This is a genomic window from Pseudomonas sp. efr-133-TYG-103a (assembly GCF_030209235.1).
Taxonomy (GTDB): Bacteria; Pseudomonadota; Gammaproteobacteria; order Pseudomonadales; family Pseudomonadaceae; genus Aquipseudomonas.
Genome location: NZ_JARVSK010000010.1, coordinates 173,498 through 197,342 on the forward strand (window position 1 = coordinate 173,498; position 23,845 = coordinate 197,342).

Genomic DNA, 23,845 nt, shown 5'->3' on the forward strand with positions numbered 1-23,845 from the left:
ATGACGTATCGCATCAACGAATTTCAGTTCGCCCTGCCCGACGCAGAGCTGCAGGACGCCTCGATCAACATCCTCACGTTCCCGAAGCTGGAGACGTCGTTGATCGTCAGCCGAAGCCTGCTGACTGACGAAGAGACCTTGCACAGCAATTTTGATGACCAGCTCAAGCGGCTGGAGAAACAAGTCAACAACCTGCGTCATCAGCCCGTTCAATTGATTCGGCTCGGCGCTGGGGAGCCAGTCGAAGCGCTGGAATTACGGAGCCAGTTCAACAAAGGCGCCGAGGATATCTTTCAGTATCAGTTGGCGCTGGTACTCCCCGGGACCCGCAAAATGCTCGCCCTGAGCTACGTCAAAACCCAGCCGTTGGGTGATGCCGAAGCTGTGCATTGGGCGCAGATCAAAGCATCACTGCAATTCGACGTCAGCCAATGAGCGGTCAGGTTTCGTTCATGAGTGTCGCCGATGTCTGATGCACTCTGGGCCGCCCGGGTCGGCGATGCGTTGTCGCACACCTCACTGATGGCCGACGTGTTCGGCGGGGTTCTTGAAGTAGCTGCGAACATCGCCATTGGTGCAGTGGCCACGGCTGCAGTCGTTGCAGCGACCGGTCTCACGGTTGCCACAGGCGGCATCGGCGCTTGCGTGCTGGGTGCCGTGGTCGGCCTGGTTGTCGGCGTGGCAATGAGCAAAACCGGGGCAGATAAAGGTTTGGGGTCGTTATGCGAGGACATCGGTAACGGGCTGTTCCCGGCCACGGTTCAGGCCAACATCTCGACCGGCTCCAGCGACACCTTCATCAACGGACTGCCTGCGGCGAGGGCGGCGGGTAGCGTACCGTTCACACCGGCAGCCGCGGGCTCGTCTGACAGCTCGCAAACCGATGGTTTTGCGGCAACGCCCGAAGACGAATCAGGCTTTCTCGACATGGCCATGGGTTTCTTCTCGCAGATGTGGCGTCCCACCGTTGCGAGACCCGGGCCGGGCGTCGCGCCCAAGCCGCTGGACCTGCTCCTTTGCACCCGCCATCCACCAATGCCGCCGCAAATGCTCGCTGAAGGTTCGGCCAAGGTCACCATCAACGGTCAACCCGCCGTGCGCAGCGGCGACCGCAGCACGTGCGATGCCACGGTCGTGTCGTCGGGGCTGATCTCTCCCAATGTGCGCATTGGTGGCGGCAAGGTCGTGGTGCGCGAAATCCGCAGCGGCAAGACGCCCGGCGTCGGTCTGGCGGTCACCGCGCTGATGATGCTCAAGGGCCGCAGGGGCACGTTTCAGAGCAATCTGCCCTGCATGCTGCTTGGCGGTGTAAACGCCTTCGCCGTCAGTTCGGCGATGGGGGCGTTGACCCACGCCATCGCTGGCTCGCCAAATCCGGTGCACGCAGCGACCGGCGCCAAGGTCTTGGGCGGTGCCGAGGAGCTGGATTTCGTGCTGCCAGGTATTCTGCCCATCGACTGGCAGCGCTTTTACAACAGCCGCGATGAACGCCGCAACGGGATGTTCGGCACTGGCTGGAGCGTCGCCTACGAAGTCAACGTGCGTATCGACGTTCATCCAGACGGCGGTGAGCGCCTGATCTACATCGATGAGCAAGCTCGGTCCATCGACATGGGCTCTGTCCCGCCGGGCGGCGCTGTCTTCAGCGCAGGCGAGGGGCTTGCGGTGCGGCGGCATGACGACGGGCAGTTGCTGATCGAAAGTCAGGACGGGATATATCGGCTGTTCGAGCCCGCACCAGGCGACGCCACGTACCTGCGCCTCACCCAGTTAGGCGATCGCAACGACAACCGTATTTATCTGAACTACGACAGTGATGGAAGGCTGATTGAGCTGCGAGATACGTTCGACCTGCTTCGCGTATCGCTGGTGTATTCCGGACAGTGGCCGAGTAGGGTCGAGCGCATCGAGCGTACGCTCGACGATCAGACTCACCAGATTCTGGCGAGCTATGCCTACGATGCATGCGGCGATCTGGCTGAGGTTCGTGATGCGCTGGGCGCCGTGCAGCGACGCTTTGTCTATGACCCCGGCGGGCGCATGGTTGAGCATCGGTTGCCGACGGGCCTGCGCTGTTTTTATGAATGGGCGCTGCTCGATGGGCTTGAGTGGCGGGTGATTCGCCACTGGACCGACGAGGGCGACGAATACCACTTTGATTATGACCTGAACGCTGGCAGCACGCGGATCACCGACAGCCTGCATCGATGCAGCACTCGCCTGTGGAACAGTCAGCACCAGATCACCGAATACGCAGACACGCTGGGCCAGACCTGGCGGTTTATCTGGAATGACGAGCGGCAGTTGCTCTCGGCCGTCGATCCACACGACGGAGAATGGCGATACAGCTATGACGACGCAGGCAATCTCATCGGGACTCAAGACCCATTGGGTCGCCAGGATGCGACCGTCTGGCTGGAGCATTGGTCGCTGCCGAGAGTGGCAACGGACGCCGCGGGCAACAGCTGGCACTACCATTACGATTCGCGGGGGAACTGCACCCGGGAAACCGATCCCCTGGGCCACGTCACGCGCTATCGCTACGACGAGCGCGGTCAGGTGGTCGAGATCGTTGATGCCATCGGCAAACGCAAGCAACTGCGTTGGAATGATTTCGGTCAGTTGACCGAACACGTGGATTGCTCAGGCTATTCCACATCCTTCAACTACGACTCGCGCGGCTACTTGCAAGGCATCACCGACGCGCTGGGCGAGTGCACGACGTTTGAGCATGACGCACAGGAACGTCTCTTACGCAGCCACCTTGCAGATGGTCGGGTCGAGCACTACCTGCGCGATGCCAGTGGGTTGCTCACCGGCTATACCGATCCAGCTGGCCACACCACGCGTTATGAGTACGACCGTCGCGGCCAGGTGCGCCAGCGTCTCGATGCGCACAATCGCCGGGTGCGTTTCAGTTATGACGCCTATGGCCGACTGCACGCCCTGAGTAATGAAAATGGTGAAAGCTATCGCTTCGCCTGGGACGCCGGCGATCGACTGGTCGCGCAACAGGATCTGGACGGCAGCCAGCGCCACTACAGCTACGACGGTCTGAACAATCCGGTTCGGGTCGAGCACCTGCCTGCGCCTGATGATGACCCGCGGATGCCCGCATCGATTGTTCATTCGCTGGAGCGTGACCCAGTAGGTCGGCTCACCGCCAAGATTACTGCCGATGGCCGCACCGAATACCGATACAACGCGATGGATCAGCTTATCGAGGTCACTTTTACCGATGTGCAGAACGGTCAGCAGTGTCTTGGCTTCGATTACGATGCGGCGGGTCGCCTGCGGGGTGAGCGAAGCGCCGGAGGATCGTTACAGCATCACTACGACGAACTGGGCAATCTGATTCAGACGCACTTGCCCGATGGCCGTTGGCTCAATCGGCTGCACTACGGCAGTGGTCATCTGCACCAGATCAACCTCGACGGACAGGTCATCAGCGATTTCGAGCGCGATCGTCTGCATCGCGAGGTGCTGCGCAGTCAGGGGCAGATCACGACGCGCAGCCAATACGATCGCTGCGGGCGTTTGCGCGCAAGAATGCGTCGCCCGACTCATCAACCGCCGCAACTGCCTGCGCAATCCAGCCAAGAGTTTCAATACGATCCGTGCGACAACCTGACCGGTCGGCTGTATCGAAGCCGCCCTCAGGATCGCCGAACGCTGCTGCACTACGATGCGACAAGCCGAATCATCGCCAGTCAGGACAGTATTCGGGGGGACAATGAAACCTTTGCCTACGACGCTGCGGCCAACCTGCTCGATGGTTCGCATCCAGAGGCGGGCCTGATACGTCATAACCGATTGCTGACCTATCAGGACAAGCGCTATCGCTACGACGGCTTCGGGCGGCTGATCGAAAAACGCAGCATGCGTCACGGTATCCAACGCTTCGCATACGACGCAGAAAGCCGACTGATCGAGGTGCACAACCCGAACGGCCATGTCGTGCGCATGAGCTACGACCCACTGGGTCGGCGCATCGGCAAAAGCGAATACAACGGGCGTGGGCAGCGGCTCAGCGAAACTCGTTTTATGTGGGATCGCCTGCGTCTGCTGCACGAACAGCGCAACAGCCTGAGCAGCCTGTACGTCTATGCAGACGGCAGCCACGAACCCCTCGCCCGTATCGACGGCAGCGGCGCCCTGCAAACGATTCGCTACTACCACAACGACCTGAACGGCTTGCCCGAACAACTCACCGAAACCGACGGCCGCACCGTGTGGCAAGCGCGCTATCACGTCTGGGGCAACACCTGCGAAGAAACCCGCGAGCCGTACTTCATCGAGGAGCAAAACCTAAGGTTCCAGGGCCAATACCTTGATCGCGAGACCGGACTGCACTACAACACCTTCAGGTTCTACGATCCAGATATCGGACGCTTCACCACGCCGGATCCGATCGGGTTGCTGGGCGGACTGAATTTATATCAGTACGCGCCGAATCCGGTTGGGTGGGTGGATCCTTGGGGGTTAGCCGCTTGTGGCAAAAACATAGACGCGCTACGCAATGGACCTCAGAAGACAACGGTGAGTGTGAAAACTAAAGGTGAAGCTCACGAACTTGTGATGGAAGCGTTTCCTGACGCTCAGAAAGTCCGTGGCATTGGTTCACAAGATGCGGCGGGTATTAGAAAGAAATTCAAAATGGAGCAGTTCAAGAAGAAAGACGGCAAGGTCCGCTACAGGAAGGACTACCCAATCGACAGAGCGACCGGACGTGTATTTGGTCATGACGATCCAAAAGGAACAGGACACGGCGAACTCCCACATATAAACATCAAACGTGCGGACGGAACGATGGTCCGCATCGACATAACTAGCTGAGGCCCCTCAATGGACAACCTGATCAATGCTCTCAATTCAGGAAAACGACGTGGGTACGACGAGATCCGCACAAGCGAATCGACCCAATATCTTTACCAATATGCAATTAAAAAAGAGAAAGACGCTTACATCATCTATTTTATGAAAATAGAAGAATCCAAGCTGGATGTTTTTGAAGACTATGCAGAAGAAGTAATGACGACATTCACCGAATTACGAGATGCGTTGCAATACCTGCGAAGGGTAGGCGCAGAAATTGAAAAACTCGGCCCCATCAAAGGGACTTTACCTTTCTGATTTCAGGTAATTCAAAATGCACAGACTCCCGAAACCAGTGCAATCGTACGGACTAGAGTTATGAAAAAGCGCCTTGTACGCTCAAGTTAAAATTTGGAGAAAGCGCTAGCGGACGAGGTGAGTGCTCACTGGTACACGCTGCTAATTGACAATGGTGAGTCAGCGTCTGGCACCAGAAACCCTTGGAATCAGGACGTGGCTGAGCTGGAAAAAACGGTGTACTTGGCGGACGACTGCGTGATCACGATACGTCCGGCTCGATATGCGTTATCAGAGGGTGCTTACGCCGATTATGAAAAAGATCGTTATTTATTAGAGATCTCGAATCAAGACAGCTCCATGGTACTCAATTCGGCGCGTGTCTATGCCTGGGAGGAAGTGACGATGTTGGCTTCTTTTTTCAAAGGAATCTCTTTCACCGCCGCGAGTCGAGTCTGGAAGGTAAAAAAGCTCTGACACCCCAGGTTTTCTTTCTTGGGCTGCCGCCCCCGCTGACTCGGAATGCAGGGCCTCGTTGAACCTAGCCGTAAGCCAACGCGGCTCAATATCCCGCATCCGGGGAACGATTGGGCGGCGGGGAGGTTCACACTTCTTGTCTTTGAACCGTCTTCCAAGCGAGCTCCCTGTATGGAACACGTCCTCCCGGACGCCTGGCTGAACGCTCTGCCGTTGCCATGGCTGAACACACTTATCGCCGCGACCGCCGCTGTCTGCATCGCCCTGTTGGGGCGCTGGTTCGCACTGGTGGTACTTCGACGATTTGCCAATTCCTTCGTTTTTGCGCAGCAACTGATACTGCGCGCCGAGCCGCCCAGTTTGTGGCTGATCCCGTTATTGGCACTGCAAACCGTCTGGACCTCCGCGCCGGATGATCTGATGTTGATCAACGGCGTCAGGCATCTCAACGGGATGTTGGTGGTGGCAGGCTTTACCTGGCTGGCGCTCAGTTGCGTGAGAGCGATCGGCGAGGCCGTGGCGATCCGCAATCCGCTGGATATCGAGGACAATCTGCAGGCCAGGCGCATTCAGACGCAGGTGCGCGTTCTGGTTCGCTGCCTGAACGTGCTGGTGCTGCTGTTCGGGACGGGCTTGATCCTGATGAGCTTTCCGCCGGTCAGGCAGATCGGTACGAGTCTGCTGGCGTCTGCGGGGCTGGCGGGACTGGCTGCGGGCTTCGCCGCCAAGCCGGTGCTGGGTAACCTGATTGCCGGGCTGCAGATTGCGATCTCTCAACCGATTCGGCTGGACGACGTGGTCATCGTGGAGGGCGAGTGGGGTCGGATCGAGGAGATCAGCGGCACGTACGTGGTGGTGAAAATCTGGGACGAGCGGCGGATGGTGATTCCGTTGCAGTACTTCATCGAAAAGCCCTTCCAGAACTGGACGCGCAGCACGTCGAGCCTGATTGGTTCGGTCTTCTTATGGGTCGACTACGCACTGCCGCTGGAAGAGTTGCGCGAAGAAACAGAGCGCATCTGCAGGGATATTCCGCATTTGTGGGATGGGCGCGTGTGCGTGCTGCAGGTCACGGACACCACCGCCAAAGCCATGCAGCTGCGGGTGCTGCTGAGTTCGGCCGATTCGTCGCGCAGTTGGGACGCCCGCTGCCACATGCGCGAGCGGCTGATCAGCTTTGTCGCCAAGCAATACCCGCAATATCTGCCGCAGCTGCGCGCCGAGATGTCATCGCGTACGGTTCAGCCCGAACGAGAAGGTCACGAAACGCCGACCGAGATTGCCCGTCAGCCTCCGGTTTGAGCAGCCTCAAGGCGCGTGACGCGCTTGATGTGAAATGTTCAGCGGGGCGCCGAGTCGGTGCCCCGCTTGAACTCACTGCCCCTGATTGAACATCACGAACTTGCCCATCATCGCCGCCGCGAACTGCTGGGCGGTCATCTTGATGCCGTTGAAATCCACCATGTCATCGGCGTAATGCAGGTTGGAGACGATGTTGTCGCCCTCGACGTTGCCCACCTGCAGCATCACAGCCATGCCACTTACGGATTCGGCGGCGCCCTGGGCTTGCTGGGCAATCGCCACGGGATCGGTCAGGCCCGCCGATTTTGCCTGCAACGCTGCCAGGTCCCGGATCATCGGCTTGGAGACCACCAGTCGGGCGTCCAGCCGGGTCAGCAATTGCTTGAGCAAGGCGGCGCCCGGCTGGTCGAGAGAACTCGGATTGCCCAGGTCCATCGACAGGTTGAAATGGCTCTCGCCGCTGGCAGTCTTCAGGGAGAACTTTTCCAGCTCGATGTGTGGCTTGGCGGTCAGCAGCTTGCCGATCTCAGCTTGAATCTGAGCTTGATCCGCTGCGCTCAGATGCGGCGTATAGGACTGGCCTGTCGCTGCGGCCGCCTGCGCCTGTGGCTGGATTTTCTCCTGGTACAGCTGGAACAGCGACTTGGTCGCGGCGATATCGAAATTGGCAAACTTCCACAGCATCTGCGAGGAGCCAATGCTCTGCCCGTCGAAGCTGATATTGCCGACGTCGTAACTGACCTGCGCGTTGAGGTTGCCTTCCACTTCCTGCAGCAGGCTGGTGTTGACGAAGTCCTTGAATTCGATTGCAGGCTGACCGGCGGCCTGGAATGTAAACGCGCCCACTCTGGCGTCGCTGTGGCCCAGGTAGAAGCCAGACTGGCCCTTTGTGCCGCCGGTGTTGAACGTGAAGTCTTTCATCGACAGTTTGACCGGCCCCTCTTCGGACGTCGCGGTGACATCCAGGCTGCCCAGCAGACCGTTGGCTTCGAGCTTCTCGCCGTTGCCGCTGGCTGAGGCGTTGAGGGTCAGCCCGGAGAACTTGAAATCCCCTTCCTGACTGCTGAATTCGAATGGCAGAAAGTCGATGCGGCCCAAGCCAGCGCGATCGTAGCCCATGCTGAAGTGGCCCGTCAGCGGCGACTGGTCATGGGTCATGGCGAACCATTTTTCGGCGTAGATGTTCTTTTCCAGCTGCACGTTGCTGGCCGCCATGACCGGCACCAGTTGCAACGACTTCACCCGGCTCCACGGCAGCGGGCCATGCTCGATGTTGTCCACGAACAACAGCTCCACGGGTTGATCGTCGGTAAGCTGACGGTCGCGGAACGTCAGTTTGTAATGGGCGGTGCTGGTGAAAAAATGGCGATCCAGTGACAGCAATTCGATGCTCGCGCTGGCTTCCTGGCCAACGAGCGCGGCCTGCATCTGCTGATTACCTTGCTGAACGACATCACCCAGCACGCCTTCAAGACGAACTCCCGTATACCAGGCACCGGCGGTGACCAGAGCGCCTGCAACCACGATGACGCCTACGGCAATGTTGACTGATTTTTTCATGTGTCGACTCGAAGATGTCCGTTCTTGAAGAGGGGTCGTGTCTTCCGTGACCCCGCAGGGTTTCAACGCATCGGTGCGCGCGCCGGGCAGCATTTCTGGCTGCCGATAGCGCGCGAGATTAGCACTTGATGAGGACGTTTTGCAGCCGCGATGAACGGGAGTCGCCCCTAGCCACAGCGTTCCTCGAAACGTTAGGCTGAACGTCAATTTGCAAACGGGATCGATGAGATGAGCGATGCGCAAAAGCCCAAGGGACCGATCAAAGCGGTGATCTTCGATATGGATGGCCTGTTGCTGGACACCGAAGGCATCTACACCGAGGTGACCAACACCATCGCTAACTGGCACGGGAAAACCTTCGACTGGGCGGTGAAGCAGCATTCCATCGGTCGTGGCTCACAGGATTTCGCCGACTACGTGATCAGCGCTCTGGAATTGCCGATGTCCGCTGAGGAATTCCTGACCGTGCGCCAGCCGATGCTCGACGAGCGCTTTCCCCACGCGCAACCGATGCCTGGGGCCGAGGCTCTGGTGCGGCATCTGGCTGAGCACAATATTCCGATTGCCGTGGGCACCAGCTCCTCGCTTCATTACTTCAATGTGAAAACGAGCAATCATCGTCCGTGGTTCGAGCTGTTTCGGCATGTCGTGACGGCTGATCATCAGGACGTGACAGCTGCCAAACCTGCGCCGGATATCTTTCTCGTCGCCGCTCGCTTCCTGGGCGTGGACCCGAAGGACTGCCTGGTGTTCGAGGACTCGCCTTTCGGCGTGACAGCCGCGAAGACTGCAGGCATGTATGCGGTGGCCGTTCCGGATTCGCATATGCCCGTCGAGCAGTATGCCCATGCCGACCTGATCCTGGGTTCACTGGCGCAATTCCCGCTGGAAGACTGGGGCCTGCCGGGTTACCGCGATTGATTCTGCCAGCTGTGTGAAAACGCCAGCAGTACATAGGTTGTGAATGCGCTCGCAACGCGGCTGTTCGGTCATTGAATTGCCTGAACAGCCGTCTTGCGGACGATACCGCCTGCGCAGAATGAAATTGCCAGCGCTCTCGTGTCGACTATAGAATGCGATCAATTCTTAATTACATCCGGCAAGGATGCCCGGTATGTTCTAGTGGTCCCTATGTCGTCAATCGATCGATCGCTCAATCTGCATGTCCAGAACCTGTATTGCGAACACCATGGCTGGCTACAGCGCTGGCTGGATCGCAAGCTGGGCAATCGCTGCGATGCAGCCGATCTGGCCCATGACACGTTCATCCGCCTGCTCACCCGACAAAGCCCCGCCAACCTGGGCGCGGAGCCACGCGCGCTGCTGACGCACATCGCCAAGGGCCTGGTGATCGATCGCTGGCGCCGACAGGATGTCGAGCGCGCGTATCTGGAGACCATTGCCCACCTGCCTGAGCCTGAAGTGCCGTCGCCGGAAACCCGCTGGCTGATTCTCGAAGCGCTGTATCGCATCGACGCCATGCTCCGTGAAATGCCGGAAAAGACACGTCAGGCGTTCTTGATGTCGCAGATCGACGGCATGACCTATGCGCAGATCGCCAGCGAACTCAACGTGTCCCTGATCACGGTCAAGCGCTACATGCGCGACGCATTCCTCGCCTGCCTGAGCGTGGCGTGATGAATCATCCGATCGATCCGCAGATCCTGGGCGAAGCCGCTGACTGGCTGGTGCAGCTGCAATCCGGCGCCGCGACTGAGGAAGACCACCGCGCTGTAGCGCTCTGGCGCGGTCGCAGCGCTCAACATGCTCAGGCCTGGCAGCGTGCAGAAGCCATCATCGGCGACTTCCGCGCGGTGCCTGGCACAATTGCCAGCGATACGATCAAACGCATTGGCCGCAATAAAAGCATCGGTAGACGTCAGGCGCTCAACCGCATCGGCCTGTTTCTGCTGGCGGGCCCGGCAATCTGGCTGGCGCAGCGCGAGCTGCCGTGGCAGGAATGGATGGCCGATCAGCACACCGCCATCGGCGAGCAGAAAAACCTGACGTTGCCGGATGGCACGCAGATGCTGATCAACACTGGTAGTTCACTGAACATCGCCTTCAACGCCAATGAGCGACGCATCAAATTGCTCACCGGCGAAGTGCTGATCACCACAGCAAAGGACCCGTCGCCGACCTATCGCCCTCTCATCGTTCAGACGCGGCACGGCACGGCTCGGGCGCTGGGCACGCGTTTCAGCGTGCGCGTCGAGGATCAGATGAGCCGCCTGGCGGTGGTGGAAGGCGCAGTGGAAATGCGGCCGGTCAGCGGCGGTCAGGCGGTGATCGTCAAGGCAGGCGAGCAAAGCGCGTTCGGTTCTGTCAGCGCCTATCCCGTGCAGCCGCTGGATAGGGCGAGCATGACGTGGGAGAACGGCATGATGGTCGCCACAAACATGCGCTTGGCGGACTTGCTGACGGAGCTGGGTCGCTATCGCCCGGGTGTCTTGCGCTGTCACGATTCGGTGGCGGATCTGAGGGTTTCCGGTGCATTTTCGCTGCGCGATACCGACGCCAGCCTGCGCCTGTTGCAGCAAACGATGCCGATCAACGTCAGCAGCCTGACACGGTATTGGGTGGCGGTTGAGCCGCGCGGCTGAACCGGTCGTCACGACTGACAAGCCCCGAATTGGCTGCATACCAAAAAAACTATCGACTTTCGCTGATACCTTTTTTCCTGTCGTTCGGTGTGCAAGAGACCCCCACACTTTCTTTGCGTCGACAGGATTGCCGAATGACTTTCAGGCCGCACCATCACTCTCCAAGAATGAGTCCTACTCGCTTTAAGGTTAAGGCACTGAGTCTGGCCGTGGCCCTGACGGCGTTGCTGCCGACCCATAGCGTGATGGCGGCAGAGGCTGCACAAACCAGCGGGGTGCGCAGTTATTCCATCGCGCCCGGTCCGCTGGGCAATGTGCTTGCGCAATTCGCCGCGATGTCCGGCGTACCGCTGTCGTTCGATGCCAAGCTGCTCAATGACCACAACAGTGCTGGCTTGCAGGGCGAATACACCGTGCAATCTGGCTTTGCACAGCTGCTCAACGGCAGCGGATTCTCACTCATCAGCACCGGCGCCAATGGCTACACGGTCGCTCCGCAAGTCAATGTCGGCGACGCTGTGCAACTGGGCGCGACGACTGTCGACGGTGAACTGGGTGCTCAGGCGGATACTTACGCTGGCGGCCAGGTCGCGCGCTCGGCTCGGCTCGGCGTACTGGGCAATCAGGACATCAAAGATGTGCCTTTCAGCGTGGTCAGCTACACCTCCAAGACCATCGCTGATCAGCAGGCCAGAACGCTGGGCGACGTATTGCTCAACGACGCCTCGGTGCGTCAGTCGGCAGGCTTCGGCAACTTCTCTCAGGTCTTCACGATTCGCGGCTTGCCGCTGCAGACGGACGACATTGCGTTCAACGGCATGTACGGCCTGCTTCCGCGCCAGATCATCACCACTGAAGCGGTCGAGCGCGTCGAGCTGTTCAAGGGTCCGAACGCCTTCGTAAACGGTGTTGCCCCGCAAGGCAGCGGCATCGGAGGCAGCGTCAACATCGTGCCCAAGCGCGCCGAAGACAAGCCGACCCGCAGCGTGACGCTGGACTACACCGGCGACAGTCAGGTGGGTGGCCACCTGGACCTGGGCACGCGGTTCGGTGAAGACAACCGTTTCGGCGCCCGCGTGAACCTCGCCCAGCATGGCGGCGAGACAGCGATTGATGACGAAACCAAACGTTCGCAGTTGATTGCTGTGGCACTGGACTACCGAGGCGAGCGACTGCGTCTGTCCACCGATTTCGGCTACCAGAAAGAGCGCATCAATCAGGGCCGCTCTGTGGTTTATCCCAACGGCACGGCCGTACCGCACGCGCCTTCTGCCAAGGACAATTACACCCAGGACTGGACCTGGTCGCAGCTGGAAGACACCTACGGCATGGTCAACGGTGAATACGACCTGAACGACTATTGGACGGCCTACGCAGGCGCTGGGGCGAAACATACCCGTGAGAACGGCGAATACTCGTCCCTGTATGTCAGCGACAAGTCCGGCACGGCCAAGACCGGTTTCCTTTACTCTCCTCACGACGAGGACAACAAGAGCGCCATTGCCGGGTTGAACGGTCACTTCAATACAGGTCCGGTTACCCACCAGATGAACTTTGGCCTGTCAGGCATCTGGGGCGAGCAACGTTCCTCGTTCGAGGCGATTCTGCAGGCTAATCGTCCGCCGAATAATATTTATGATCCCGTGCAGCTTCCGCGGCCGACCAACACCTACTTTGGCAGCGACATTCATGATCCGCGGATCGTTGGTAAAAACCGCATCAAGAGCGCTGCCGTGTCCGATACGCTGGGGTTCATCGATGATCGGGTGCTGCTGACCGTGGGTGTGCGTCGGCAGACGATGGAAATCGACTCGTGGAACACGTCGTCCGGGGCGCGTAATCCGTCCTTCGACAAATCCATCACCACCCCGGTGTATGGATTGGTGGTCAAGCCTTGGGAAAATGTGTCGTTCTACGCCAACCGCATTGAGGGCCTGGCCCAGGGGCCAACGTCGCCCGCCAGCGCCGCGAATCCCAACGAGGTGTTTCCGCCAAAGCGCAGCAAACAGGTTGAAGCGGGCGTGAAGTTTGATGGGGACACTTACGGTGCGACGCTGGGCGTGTACCGCATCGAGCAGCCCAACAGCTCGACCAGCCGCAGCAATGTATTCAGCGTCGACGGCGAACAGGTCAACAAAGGCGTCGAGATGAACGTCTTCGGCGAGCCTGTCGACGGCCTGCGTCTGCTGGCCGGTGCAACCTTCATGCACACCGAACTCGACAAAACCAGCGGCGGTGCCACCGACGGCAATCGCGCGGCCGGCGTACCGCGCTTCCAGTACAACCTGGGCGCCGACTGGGATGTGCCGGGCATCGAAGGCGCGGCGTTGAGCGGGCGGATGCTGCGCACCGGCGGCGAGTACGTCAATGCCGACAACACCTTGAGCATCCCGTCCTGGACGCGGGTGGATCTCGGCGCGCGTTATGGCTTCAAGGCGGACGACAAATACATCACGCTGCGCGCCAACGTCGAGAACGTCGCGAACAAAGCGTATTGGGCCTCCGCATCGACCGCCAACAACTACCTGACCCAAGGTGAGCCGCGGACGTTGAAGGTGTCGGCGACCGTTGATTTCTAAGCCTTGAGCGCAAGTCCCGCGGCTCTCTGAGCGGGATTCCCGACGCGCTCCGGTTTGCTTGCCCGGCGTCGCGAATCCAGCGCAACCGCAGATCCGTGCGCAGGGTGCGCGCGCACGCCATCAGCTTCAAACCAGCCGTTTCAGGTCTACGCCTAGCGCCTGTGCGAAGGCTTTGACCAACGGGCTGCGCGGAGCGTTATGGCGCAGGATGAGGTTGAAAGGCGTGCTCAGGTGAATGAGATCAGGGCGCAACGCGCGCAACTGCCCATCGCGCACCAGTGGCTGGGCGTAGTGCTCGGGCAGAAAGCCGATGAACCGACCCGTCAGGATCAACATTGCAACGGCCTCCACCTGCGAGGCCGACGCGGACTGACTGTCGTGATTGACGAAACTGGCCTTGTCGCGATGGATCGCGTAGCGATGATTGACCACCTGACAATGACGCAGGCTGTCGATATCCAGCGTGCTGTCGTCGGCCTCGAACAACGGGTGGCCCTGTGCGCAATAGGCGTGCGATGTTTCTTCATAGAGCTCGAAATAATCGAATTCTTCGCGGCGCTGATAAACCGGCACGATGCCAAGACTCAACCGACCCTCGACCATGCCCCGCTCGATTTCATCGAGTTGCGACGCTTGCAGACGCAATCTTACTTTTGGCGCTTCGTCGTGCATTATTCTGAGTGCGTTAATTAACGATGAACTTTTATCGGACAGCGTATTGTCGATAACGCCAATACTCAGATCACCAATCAACTCGTTCTGCGCCGAACTTATCCGATCTCTGAAACTGTCCACAGAGGCAAATAGTTCGATGGCCGCCTGATAGACGAGCTTGCCTTCCTCGGTGAGATGAAACCCTTCCCGGCCACGCGTGCAGAGGCGCATGCCAATGCGAATCTCAAGGTCGGAAATCTGCTTGCTGATCGCTGCCAGGCCCACGTTCAGCTCGTTCTGCGCAGCGCTGAATCCTCCCGCTTCAACCACCGCCTGGAAAACCCGAAGCAGCTTGAAGTCCATCCCGCTCAGAGTAAGCGCAGGACGGTTTCCCGGTCTGGATGGCAAGTTTCCAGAAGTGGAAAGTGGAGTTTCCATAATGCTTATTTACCTCGCCCGTTATATTCAACAGGCTTTGCCCCACAACAAAAACATGCCCGATAGATAATAAAGAACACAGAAAATGGCGATTGGCAACCATCCGCTCGACGCCCTGCTCAGTGAACCGGGCCTTACTCTAACGATAATAAACCTGACACTTCGATCAGGACTCGCAACGCTCAACTGCCCTGGATCCTCAGCGAATGCCCCGCCTCAGGTGCGTGTTCACGCCGCCCCTTGATGCCCGGACCTCGCCTTCGCTGCGGATGATCATGCGCGGCCTGCACACAGCTTCGGAGACTCACCATGAACCAGAACCAGGCGGAACGTTTGCAAGCCGAACGCAAGAAGACTGAAAACGAGTTCGACATCACTCAATACGAGCACGTCCCGCGTCGCTATTACGGACGGATTTTCTTTGCCACGCTGATCGTCGTTGCCTTGGCCGGACTGGCCCGCGCCTTCGCCAACGGGCAGATCGAGTGGGCCTATATCGGCCAGTTCCTCACCTCACAGGCGATTCTGTGGGGGCTGCTCAACACCATCATCATGTCCATTCTGGCGATGATCCTCGGCGTGGTGATTGGCGTGATCACTGCGATCATGCGCATGTCGGCCAATCCTATCCTGCGCTACGTGGCGATTACCTACACCTGGCTGTTTCGCGGCACACCGCTGATCCTGCAACTGTTGCTCTGGTTCAACCTGGCGCTGATCTTCCCGGTGATTGGTATTCCTGGCGTGTTTCAGCTCGACACCGTGAGCCTGATGACGCCCTTCGTCGCGGCCCTGCTGGGGCTGAGCATCAACCAGGGAGCCTACACCGCCGAAGTCGTGCGAGCCGGGCTCTTGTCGGTGGACACCGGTCAGTACGAGGCTGCCAAGTCGATCGGCATGCCACGCCTGCAAGCGCTGCGCAGGGTGATTCTGCCTCAGGCCATGCGGGTGATCATTCCGCCGGTGGGCAACGAATTCATCAGCATGGTCAAGATGACCAGTCTGGCAAGCGTGATCCAGTATTCCGAATTGCTGCACAACGCGCAGAACATCTATTACGCCAACGCCCGGGTCATGGAGCTGCTGATCGTCGCAGGGATCTGGTACCTGGCCGTGGTCACGGTGCTGTCGTTCGGCCAAAGCCGTCTGGAGCTGCGTTTTGCGCGCGGCGCCGGCAAGCGTTCGTAAGTCAGGCCCAGGAGCTGCCCCATGAACAAAAGTCACATGAGAAGCATCGTCAAAGCTGTCGGCCTGAACAAATACTACGACCAGTTCCACGCCCTCAAAGACGTCAGCATCGAGGTCGAGCAAGGCGAAGTGCTGTGCATCATCGGCCCCTCGGGATCGGGCAAGAGCACGTTGCTGCGCTGCGTCAATCAGCTGGAAAAGATCGACAAGGGCGGCCTGTGGGTCGACGGCGAGCTGGTCGGCTACCGCATCGTCGGCAACAAGCTGCATGAACTGACCGACGCACAGATCGCGCGCCAGCGTCTGAGCACCGGCATGGTGTTTCAGCGCTTCAACCTGTTTCCGCACATGACGGCGTTACAGAACGTCGTCGAAGGCCCGATTCAGGTGCTCAAACGATCGCCCAAGGAAGCTCACGACGAGGCGGTCGAGTTGCTGGCTCGCGTCGGCCTGGCAGACAAGCGTCACTCGTATCCCGTCGAACTGTCCGGCGGCCAGCAGCAACGCGTCGCGATTGCCCGGGCGCTGGCGATGCGTCCCAAACTGATGCTGTTCGACGAACCCACTTCCGCCCTCGATCCAGAGTTGGTGGGCGAGGTGCTGTCGGTCATGCGCGACCTTGCGCAGAGCGGCATGACGATGATCGTCGTGACCCATGAACTGGGCTTCGCCCGCGAAGTGTCCAACCGCATGGTGTTCATGGACGGCGGCCAGATTGTGGAGGCCGGAAGCCCCGAAGACATTCTAATAAGTCCACAAAACCCGAGAACCCAAAGCTTTATTTCTGCCGTTCGCACCTAAACCAGAACAAACGAGAACGACCATGAAAAAGATCATCATCCCCTCCCTGCTCCTCGGCCTGATGGCCTCCACTTCCGCATTCGCGCAAGTGCCGGCCAGCATCAAGGACAAAGGCGAAATCACCGCCGCTATCGTGCCGAACTACCCGCCGATGGATTTCAAGGACACCAGCACCAACACGCTGACCGGTCTGGACGTCGATCTGGGCAACGCCCTCGCCGAGCGCCTGGGCGTGAAAGTCACGTGGCAGGAAACCGCGTTCGAGCAGATGGTCAGCGGTCTGGTCACCAAACGTTTCGACATCATTCTGTCGGGCATGACCGACACTGCCGAGCGTCAGAAGTCGGTGACCTTCATCGACTATTTCACCAGCGGCCCGCAGCTTTACACGCTGACCAAAAATACCGAGCTGAACCAGCCTGAAGACCTGTGTGGCAAGAAAGTCGGGACCAGCCGTCGCACCACATGGCCGGCGGAGATTGCCGCGTGGAGCAAGGAGAACTGCGAAGCGAAGGGCAAGCCAGCCATCGTCGTCAGCGGTTCGGAAGGTTCGGCCGACGCCCGCGCGCAGCTGCGTCAGGGTCGTCTGGATGCGGCCATGCAAGGCAGCGAAACCCTTCCGTACCTCATGTCTCAGGAGAAGGACACGTACAAGCCGCTCGGCGTGGCGATATCCAAACAGTTCACCGGGCTTGGCGTCAGCAAGTCCAATCCGGAACTGGCCAAAGCCATCGCCGAAGCGATGCAGTCAATGGTTGACGACGGCACCTACGGCAAGATCCTGAAGAAGTGGGATCTTGAGCACGGCGCCGTGAGCAAGATCGAGATGAATCAGGGCAAGTAAGCAACGCCGCGAGCCCACATGGACGATTTCGCACGACGATGCCGGTAGAAGCACGCTTGCCCGCGATGGCGTGGTGTCATTTAACCCCTGCGTATCTGACCCATTGCGATCGTGAGCAGGCCTGCGCCTTCAAGGCCGCGCCAGCCTCCAGGCCGCCGACAATCAGCCGAGCCGCTGAGGCATGCGTCGCCTGTCGTGCCAAGGTTTGGACAAGGACATAGGAACAACAGTGGCCACCTACTCCCTCGTCATTCGCCGGCTGATGGTCTGCTCGCTCACGATCGTCATGAGCCGGGCGATGACCAGCCCTCTGCTGACGCTGTTTCTTAGTACCCGGCTCGGCCTGAATCAGCAGGACGTCGGGCTGCTGATGGGCGTGGCGGTGTTCCTCGCGACGCTGCTCGGGCTGTATGGCGGCTACATCATTGATCGGCTCGAAAAGCGCAAACTGCTGATCCTCGCCATGCTCTCAAGCTCGGTCGGGTTCACGCTGCTGACCTTCGCCCACGATGTCTACCTCACCACATTGACGCTGGTCATTACTGAAACCGCTTCAGCGCTGTTTCTGATCGGCTCCAAAGCGATCATCAGCGAGAATTTGCCCATCGGCCAACGGGCCAAGGTGTTTTCGCTGCGATACACGCTCACCAATATCGGCTATGCGACAGGCCCGATGCTCGGCGTCGTGATCGCCGGGCAATTGCCGCTGGCACCGTTCCTGATCGCCAGCGCCATTGCATTCGTCAGCGTCTTTCTCATGATCGGCATCCCGCCCACCACCGGGAATCGGGAGAACCCGCCGCGCAGCTTCGTCGATACGCTCATCACGTTGAAAAACGATCGCACGCTGATTCTGTTCACCGGCGGCAGCTTGCTCAGCACGATTGTGCATGGGCGTTACACGCTCTATCTGTCGCAGTTCCTGCTGGTCACTCACACCCCGGAGCAGGCGCTCAAGATCCTCTCGGCGGTACTGGCCTGCAACGCAGTGACCGTCATCCTGATGCAGTATCAGATCGGTCGCTTCCTCAAGCGCGAGCAGTTGCCCTACTGGATCTGCCTGGGCACGGCGCTGTTCGCCATCGGCCTGATCGGCTTCAGCTTCGCCCACACGATCCTCGCCTGGTGCGTGGCAATGTTCGTGTTCACGCTGGGGGAAATGATCATCTACCCGGCCGAATATCTGTTTGTCGACACCATCGCGCCTGAGCATCTGCGCGGCAGCTATCTCGGCGCGCAAAACCTGGCCGCCTTCGGGGGCGCCATGAGCCCGGTCATTTGTGGTTACTTATTAATCAACGCGCCCGCGCCGACGATGTTTTATGTGCTCGCGTGCCTCACGGCGGTCGGCGGAACGCTGTGTTTTCTGGCGGGGCGCAACGCAAGGCCAGCGACTCACTTGTAGGAGCGCGGCGTCTCCGGGATCGGCGACAACGTCGTTGTAGAACCGATGCTCGCGGGACAAGCCACGCCCCTGCACGATCGGATCGGAGCAAAATTGTCACTTTTCAAATCCGTCACAAACAGGCGAGTATGTCCGGCCCAGAGCTGTCGGTCTGAATGGCCTTTACAAGACCTCTTGCGAGCCTGACCCAGACTGTCCTGATTTCCACTTCCTGACGAAAAGGATATCGAGCAATGAATCACCGCATTCTTGGCCAATCCGGCCTCAAGGTATCGACGCTGACGCTGGGCTCCATGATGTTCGGCGTGCAGACGAGCACTGAAGAATCCCTGCGCATCATCGACAAGGCATGGGATCAGGGCGTCAACTTCATCGACACGGCCAACGTCTATAACGCCGGACGCTCGGAAGAAATCGTCGGCGAAGCCATCGCCAAACGTCGCAGTGAATGGGTCTTGGCCACCAAGGTCGGCAGCAGCTCAGGCAACACGGCTCCCAACACCAGCGGGCTCAACCGCAAGCACATCTTCAACGAGATCGAGTCAAGCCTGCGCCGGCTCGATACCGATTACATCGACATTCATTACCTGCACAAGGAAGACCACAGCACGCCGTTGGAAGTGACCGTTTCGGCGATCGGCGACTTGATCCGCGAAGGCAAGATTCGCTACTGGGGCGTGTCCAACTTCCGTGGCTGGCGCATCGCCGAAGTGGTCAACGTCGCCCAGCGTCTGGGTGTCGACAAACCGGTGATCAGCCAGCCGCTGTACAACATCGTCAACCGCCAGGCCGAGCTTGAGCAGATCACTGCCGCCAAGTTCTACGGTCTGGGCGTAGTGCCTTACAGCCCGCTGGCACGTGGCGTGCTCAGCGGCAAATATGCGCCCGACGTAACGCCCGACAGCAGCACCCGCGCCGGGCGTCAGGACAAGCGCATACTTGAAACCGAATGGCGCCAGGAGTCGCTGCACATCGCGCAGAAACTGCAGGCTTACACCAAAGACAAAGGCGTCGGTCTGGTCGAATTCGCCATCGCTTGGGTTCTGAACAATCAAGCAGTGACGTCGGCTATCGTCGGGCCACGCACCGAAGATCAATGGGACAGCTACACCAAGGCCCTGTCGGTGAACATCACGGCTGAGGACGAGGCGTTCATCGATTCGCTGGTGACACCGGGCCACGCCTCGACGCCAGGCTTCAATGATGTTCAGCACTTCGTCACCGGCCGATACGTGTAACCCGGCCACGCCCGACAGCCTGCGACTTACCGGCGGCAGCCCATTCCCAACCTGCCGCCGGTCTTGCCTGAACGCCTGCCACAACTTCTGCTCCCACTCATTCTTCCAGCTGGTCAAGGATCGACCAGAGGTACTCGCTGAAAGCCCACCAATAAAGCGAGAATACTGGCATCTGGCGATCATTGGCTTGCGATTCAATGACTTTGATTGGCTGTGCGTGCAAGCGTTGATAATCAACGCATTGGCGCCTGTTTTCCGTCGCGCGATGGTTTTCCCGAGAGGAAACAACGCACGCACATGACTGCCAGAAAGCCTTGTAGAATGCCGCGCCCGACGGGCCAGTAAACCTGTTTCAAGGTTTGACAACGCTCGCTGAGGAATCTAGTGTTCTATTGGATCCAAAGCCTGATCAATGGAAGAAGAATTAGTCGATGCGCAGGACTGAGAAAGAACAATTTCTGCGGGAAACGCTGGGCGACGAACAGCCGCCTGCTCATCTGGCACGAGCTGTCATTGAGGAGAAGCTGCGCAGCGCAATTCTCGATGGCCGTCTTCCAGCGGGTATCGCGCTGCGTCAGCAAGAACTGGCGACGCTGTTCGGGGTCAGCCGCATGCCCGTGCGCGAAGCATTGCGCCAGCTCGAAGCGCAATCGCTGCTGCGGGTAGAAACCCACAAAGGTGCCGTGGTCGCGCCGCTGATCAACGAAGACGCGACCGACGCCTACGCCCTGCGCATCCTGCTGGAGTCAGAGGCGTTGCGCCAATCGATTCCGTTGCTCACCGCAGAGGACATCGGCAAGGCTCGTGAGTACATCGAACAGCTCGAAACCGAAACCGACTACACGAAAATGGGCACGTTCAATCGCCTGTTTCACATGACGCTGTACTCGCGCGCTACGAATAAAAGGCTGCTCAAGCTCGTCGAAGACGGCTTGAACGAGGAGGAGCGTTTTCTGCGCTTCAATCTCAAGTACATGAATCTGGGCAAGTTGTCTCAGCATGACCACCTGGATCTGCTTCAGCTGGCTGAATCAGGCGATGTGGCTGCAACCGTCGACGCCCTGACTCATCACCTCAATCGCGGTGTGGAAGCGATCAACACCTATCTCAAAGACCGTCCAGCGGAAGTCGCCAGACCCGCCACGGCGTCAAGGAAGCGCGCCCTCGCTCAGTGAGGGTTCAACGGGAGTGAGCGGCGACTGCTTACCCTCCCTCTATCGCTCCCCTGCTTGCGGTCAGCCCGCCTGACCGCATGAGGCACGGGGATACCGAGCGCTGCTGGTCGGCGCTCGCGCCGAAGGACCCGGCCCCACTCAAAAAGCCTGCCCGGCAGGTTGGGGAAGCCTTGTGTACGCCGTAAAGAACAAATGGTTGATGGTGGTCAATTCCGGACAACCTGTCAGGACGCGCCTGATCTGCTTTCCCCGCGCCGGCGGCGATCCAGAGCAGTTTCGGGACTGGTCGAACAGCCTCGCCGATCACATCGAACTGGTCACACTGCGCCTGCCTGGGCATGGCAGCCGTCGCAAGGAAACGCCCTACGATCAATGGGCGCCATTGATCGAGGACACTTTCCTAGCTCTGAAACCCTATCTGAATGAGCCGCATGCGTTTTATGGGCAAAGCTTTGGCGCAAGGGTCGCCTATGAAATGGCGAGGCTGGCGCAGGCTCAATACCCGAACATGACGCGCCACCTCTTTATCGCCGGATGCCGCAGCCCGGACAGCCAGCAGCCGTCGCCCTATCTGCATACGCTGCCCAAGGATGATTTCATCCAGGCACTGATCAAACTCGGGCTGCTGCCGCAGACGACCCTTCAGGACAAACGGCTGATGGCATTGTTCGAGCCAGTGGTGCGCAACGATCTGAAACTCGCGGAGCTTTGGTCCCGTTGCCCTGACGAGGACCTGGACATTCCGCTGACGGCCCTTTATGGCAGCGACGACAACATCGACACCGCCGCCAGCATGATGAACTGGCGCAGCTTCACCCGTCGCGAGTTCGAGCTGATCGAACTGCCCGGCACCAATGACTTCTTCAAATCCCAACGTAACCGGCTCCTTCACATCATCAATACCCACCTGGGATTGCTCAGCAACTGACAATTCCGGGCCGGCCTGCGACTGCAGCGGTTCACCCTCCTTCCCGGCAAGCCTCCTGTTCATGAAGCTCGCTTCTCCACATCCTGAATTTCCCACTCAATGATTTCTGCGCGCCGCCATGCGGCGCGCTCTCGTCTTTCAGGCAAACTCGAGCGGTGGACCGGTCTGCAGTCGGTTTCCGCAAACGCGTTCGTCATGGAGCTGCGAAAAGGAGCAATGCATTGGGCGGGACGATGGAGGATGCCCTTCACGTTGCCCAGACCAAAAAAATCCCTAATCCGATTGTTCAGTAAAAGCGCAGCTCTGAACGAGGTATTCGTTCATTATTTCCATTCTGACTCTAATAAGTTGGAAGGGCGGCGCTCGACCCAATAAAACTTTTTATTAAAGTTTTATCAGCCCACTTCATGCGTGAATTAGGGTTATTAAAAATAGTGTGAAAAAGTGTTTGCAGACTTATTTGAAAGTGCATTAACGTTTTCTCGTCGCCCTGCAAACCTGCGGACCTTTTATCCGGCCCCGCATACCGAAGAGCGCCAACGCCTGTAAAACAAGGGCTTCCAAGCTGTAGCACCAACCATTCACGAAGTAAGTGTTCGCGGCCCCGGCTCGCCGAAAGTTTATGTTCAGTCAATCATGCACCGTATTAACCGCATGACTCGAACATTGAATGACATGGCAAAAACAATGGCCGACGCGAGGCATATTTATACTATCAAGGACGTCAACATGAACGAACAAAAGCAACTTCTATCGCGCAAGAAATCGGAACTAAGCTCGCACCCGATATTTTCCGAAATCGATTCATTGGATGTTCTAAGACGGTTTATGGAGGCACACGTTTTCGCCGTCTGGGATTTCATGTCGCTGACCAAACGCTTGCAGCAGGAGCTCAGTTGCACGCAGTTGCCCTGGCTTCCACCCAAGGATCCGAAAGCCGCACGGCTGATCAACGAGATCGTGCTGGGCGAGGAGTCCGACGACCGACTGGATCATGGCCATTACAGTCATTTCGAGCTGTACCTGGACGCCATGCGAGAAGTCGGCGCCAGCACAGCACGGGTCGAGCGTTTCGTGGCGCTGCAACAAGAGGGCGTGCATTACGAAACGGCGCTGGACAGCGTGGGCGCCAACCGAGCGGCCTCCCGCTTCGTGAAGGACACGCTCGACATCGCACTCAACGCGCCTGCCCACAAAGTGGCGGCTGCTTTTCTGCATGGGCGCGAGAGCGTTATCCCACAGATGTTTCAGAGCATTCTCGACGACTGGGGCATTACCGCCAATCAGGCACCAACCTTTCGCTATTACCTGGAACGCCATATCGAGGTGGATTCCGAAGATCACGGCCCTGCCGCCGAGTCCCTGCTGGACCGGTTGGTGGACGGTGACGCGCAGCGCGAGCTTGAGGTCTACGACGCCGCCATCACTGCAGTGGAAAGCCGCCTGGCCTTGTGGGACGCGCTGCGCGTGAGCATGCGCGAGCCGGCGCGGGAGGTCAGCGCATGACCCTCTCGCTGCGTCAGTTCCCTTCGTTCTCCACA

At 59.0% G+C, this 23,845-nt stretch carries 19 protein-coding genes; 17 read left to right on the forward strand and 2 right to left on the reverse strand.

What is annotated here, in order from left to right:
- From QRN36_RS08545 to QRN36_RS08565, 5 genes are all read left to right on the forward strand, one after another.
- The gene (locus QRN36_RS08545; RefSeq protein WP_285423645.1) at positions 1-435 is read left to right on the forward strand and encodes a DcrB-related protein; all 435 of its coding nucleotides are present in this window, start codon (positions 1-3) and stop codon (positions 433-435) included.
- A 30-nt stretch (positions 436-465) separates the two neighbouring features.
- A complete protein-coding gene (locus tag QRN36_RS08550; RefSeq protein WP_285423646.1) occupies positions 466-4,836 on the forward strand; it encodes an RHS repeat-associated core domain-containing protein in 4,371 nt (1,456 codons plus the stop codon).
- Positions 4,837-4,845: 9 nt separating this feature from the next.
- On the forward strand, positions 4,846-5,133 hold the full coding sequence (locus tag QRN36_RS08555; RefSeq protein ID WP_285423647.1) for a hypothetical protein: 288 nt from the start codon (positions 4,846-4,848) through the stop codon (positions 5,131-5,133).
- 195 nt (positions 5,134-5,328) lie between these two features.
- Positions 5,329-5,589: a hypothetical protein gene (locus QRN36_RS08560; RefSeq protein WP_285423648.1), complete on the forward strand. Its 261-nt coding sequence runs from the start codon at positions 5,329-5,331 to the stop codon at positions 5,587-5,589.
- A 171-nt stretch (positions 5,590-5,760) separates the two neighbouring features.
- Entirely contained in the window at positions 5,761-6,891 is a 1,131-nt protein-coding gene (locus QRN36_RS08565; protein ID WP_093467984.1) for a mechanosensitive ion channel family protein, read from the forward strand.
- Positions 6,892-6,963: 72 nt separating this feature from the next.
- Here QRN36_RS08565 and QRN36_RS08570 read toward each other — a convergent pair whose 3' ends face one another.
- Positions 6,964-8,451, reverse strand: coding sequence for a YdgA family protein (locus QRN36_RS08570; RefSeq protein ID WP_285423649.1), 1,488 nt, complete (start codon positions 8,449-8,451; stop codon positions 6,964-6,966).
- A gap of 228 nt (positions 8,452-8,679) precedes the next feature.
- On the opposite strand from QRN36_RS08570, the gene QRN36_RS08575 reads away from it, so the two are divergent.
- The 4 genes from QRN36_RS08575 (at position 8,680) to QRN36_RS08590 (ending at position 13,633) form a co-directional block, all read left to right on the forward strand.
- Positions 8,680-9,372 carry an HAD-IA family hydrolase gene (locus QRN36_RS08575; protein WP_285423650.1) on the forward strand — a complete coding sequence of 231 codons (693 nt, stop codon included), beginning with the start codon at positions 8,680-8,682 and terminating at the stop codon, positions 9,370-9,372.
- A 210-nt stretch (positions 9,373-9,582) separates the two neighbouring features.
- On the forward strand, positions 9,583-10,089 hold the full coding sequence (locus QRN36_RS08580; protein WP_285423651.1) for a sigma-70 family RNA polymerase sigma factor: 507 nt from the start codon (positions 9,583-9,585) through the stop codon (positions 10,087-10,089).
- A complete protein-coding gene (locus tag QRN36_RS08585) occupies positions 10,089-11,054 on the forward strand; it encodes a FecR domain-containing protein (protein WP_285423652.1) in 966 nt (321 codons plus the stop codon). Before QRN36_RS08580 ends, QRN36_RS08585 begins: the two co-directional genes overlap by 1 nt.
- A gap of 134 nt (positions 11,055-11,188) precedes the next feature.
- Positions 11,189-13,633 carry a TonB-dependent receptor gene (locus QRN36_RS08590; RefSeq protein ID WP_285423653.1) on the forward strand — a complete coding sequence of 815 codons (2,445 nt, stop codon included), beginning with the start codon at positions 11,189-11,191 and terminating at the stop codon, positions 13,631-13,633.
- Between the two features lie 126 nt (positions 13,634-13,759).
- Here the strand turns inward: QRN36_RS08590 and QRN36_RS08595 are convergent, their stop codons facing one another.
- Complete coding sequence (locus QRN36_RS08595) at positions 13,760-14,725, reverse strand: LysR family transcriptional regulator (RefSeq protein WP_285423654.1); 966 nt, start codon at positions 14,723-14,725, stop codon at positions 13,760-13,762.
- Between the two features lie 309 nt (positions 14,726-15,034).
- Here QRN36_RS08595 and QRN36_RS08600 point away from each other — a divergent pair, with 309 nt between their 5' ends.
- The 8 genes from QRN36_RS08600 (at position 15,035) to QRN36_RS08635 (ending at position 23,810) form a co-directional block, all read left to right on the forward strand.
- A complete protein-coding gene (locus QRN36_RS08600; RefSeq protein ID WP_093467967.1) occupies positions 15,035-15,913 on the forward strand; it encodes an amino acid ABC transporter permease in 879 nt (292 codons plus the stop codon).
- Positions 15,914-15,949: 36 nt separating this feature from the next.
- Positions 15,950-16,714 carry an amino acid ABC transporter ATP-binding protein gene (locus QRN36_RS08605; RefSeq protein WP_285423676.1) on the forward strand — a complete coding sequence of 255 codons (765 nt, stop codon included), beginning with the start codon at positions 15,950-15,952 and terminating at the stop codon, positions 16,712-16,714.
- Positions 16,715-16,736: 22 nt separating this feature from the next.
- Positions 16,737-17,558 carry an ABC transporter substrate-binding protein gene (locus tag QRN36_RS08610; protein WP_093467964.1) on the forward strand — a complete coding sequence of 274 codons (822 nt, stop codon included), beginning with the start codon at positions 16,737-16,739 and terminating at the stop codon, positions 17,556-17,558.
- 229 nt (positions 17,559-17,787) lie between these two features.
- A complete protein-coding gene (locus QRN36_RS08615; RefSeq protein ID WP_285423655.1) occupies positions 17,788-18,963 on the forward strand; it encodes an MFS transporter in 1,176 nt (391 codons plus the stop codon).
- 233 nt (positions 18,964-19,196) lie between these two features.
- Positions 19,197-20,201 (forward strand): aldo/keto reductase, encoded by a 1,005-nt coding sequence (locus tag QRN36_RS08620; RefSeq protein WP_285423656.1) that lies wholly within the window; start codon positions 19,197-19,199, stop codon positions 20,199-20,201.
- Between the two features lie 431 nt (positions 20,202-20,632).
- Positions 20,633-21,376, forward strand: a complete 744-nt coding sequence (locus QRN36_RS08625; RefSeq protein ID WP_285423657.1) for a GntR family transcriptional regulator — start codon at positions 20,633-20,635, stop codon at positions 21,374-21,376.
- Positions 21,377-21,548: 172 nt separating this feature from the next.
- Positions 21,549-22,304, forward strand: coding sequence for an alpha/beta fold hydrolase (locus tag QRN36_RS08630; protein ID WP_285423658.1), 756 nt, complete (start codon positions 21,549-21,551; stop codon positions 22,302-22,304).
- 729 nt (positions 22,305-23,033) lie between these two features.
- On the forward strand, positions 23,034-23,810 hold the full coding sequence (locus QRN36_RS08635; RefSeq protein WP_093467950.1) for a DUF3050 domain-containing protein: 777 nt from the start codon (positions 23,034-23,036) through the stop codon (positions 23,808-23,810).
- Positions 23,811-23,845 lie beyond the last annotated feature (35 nt).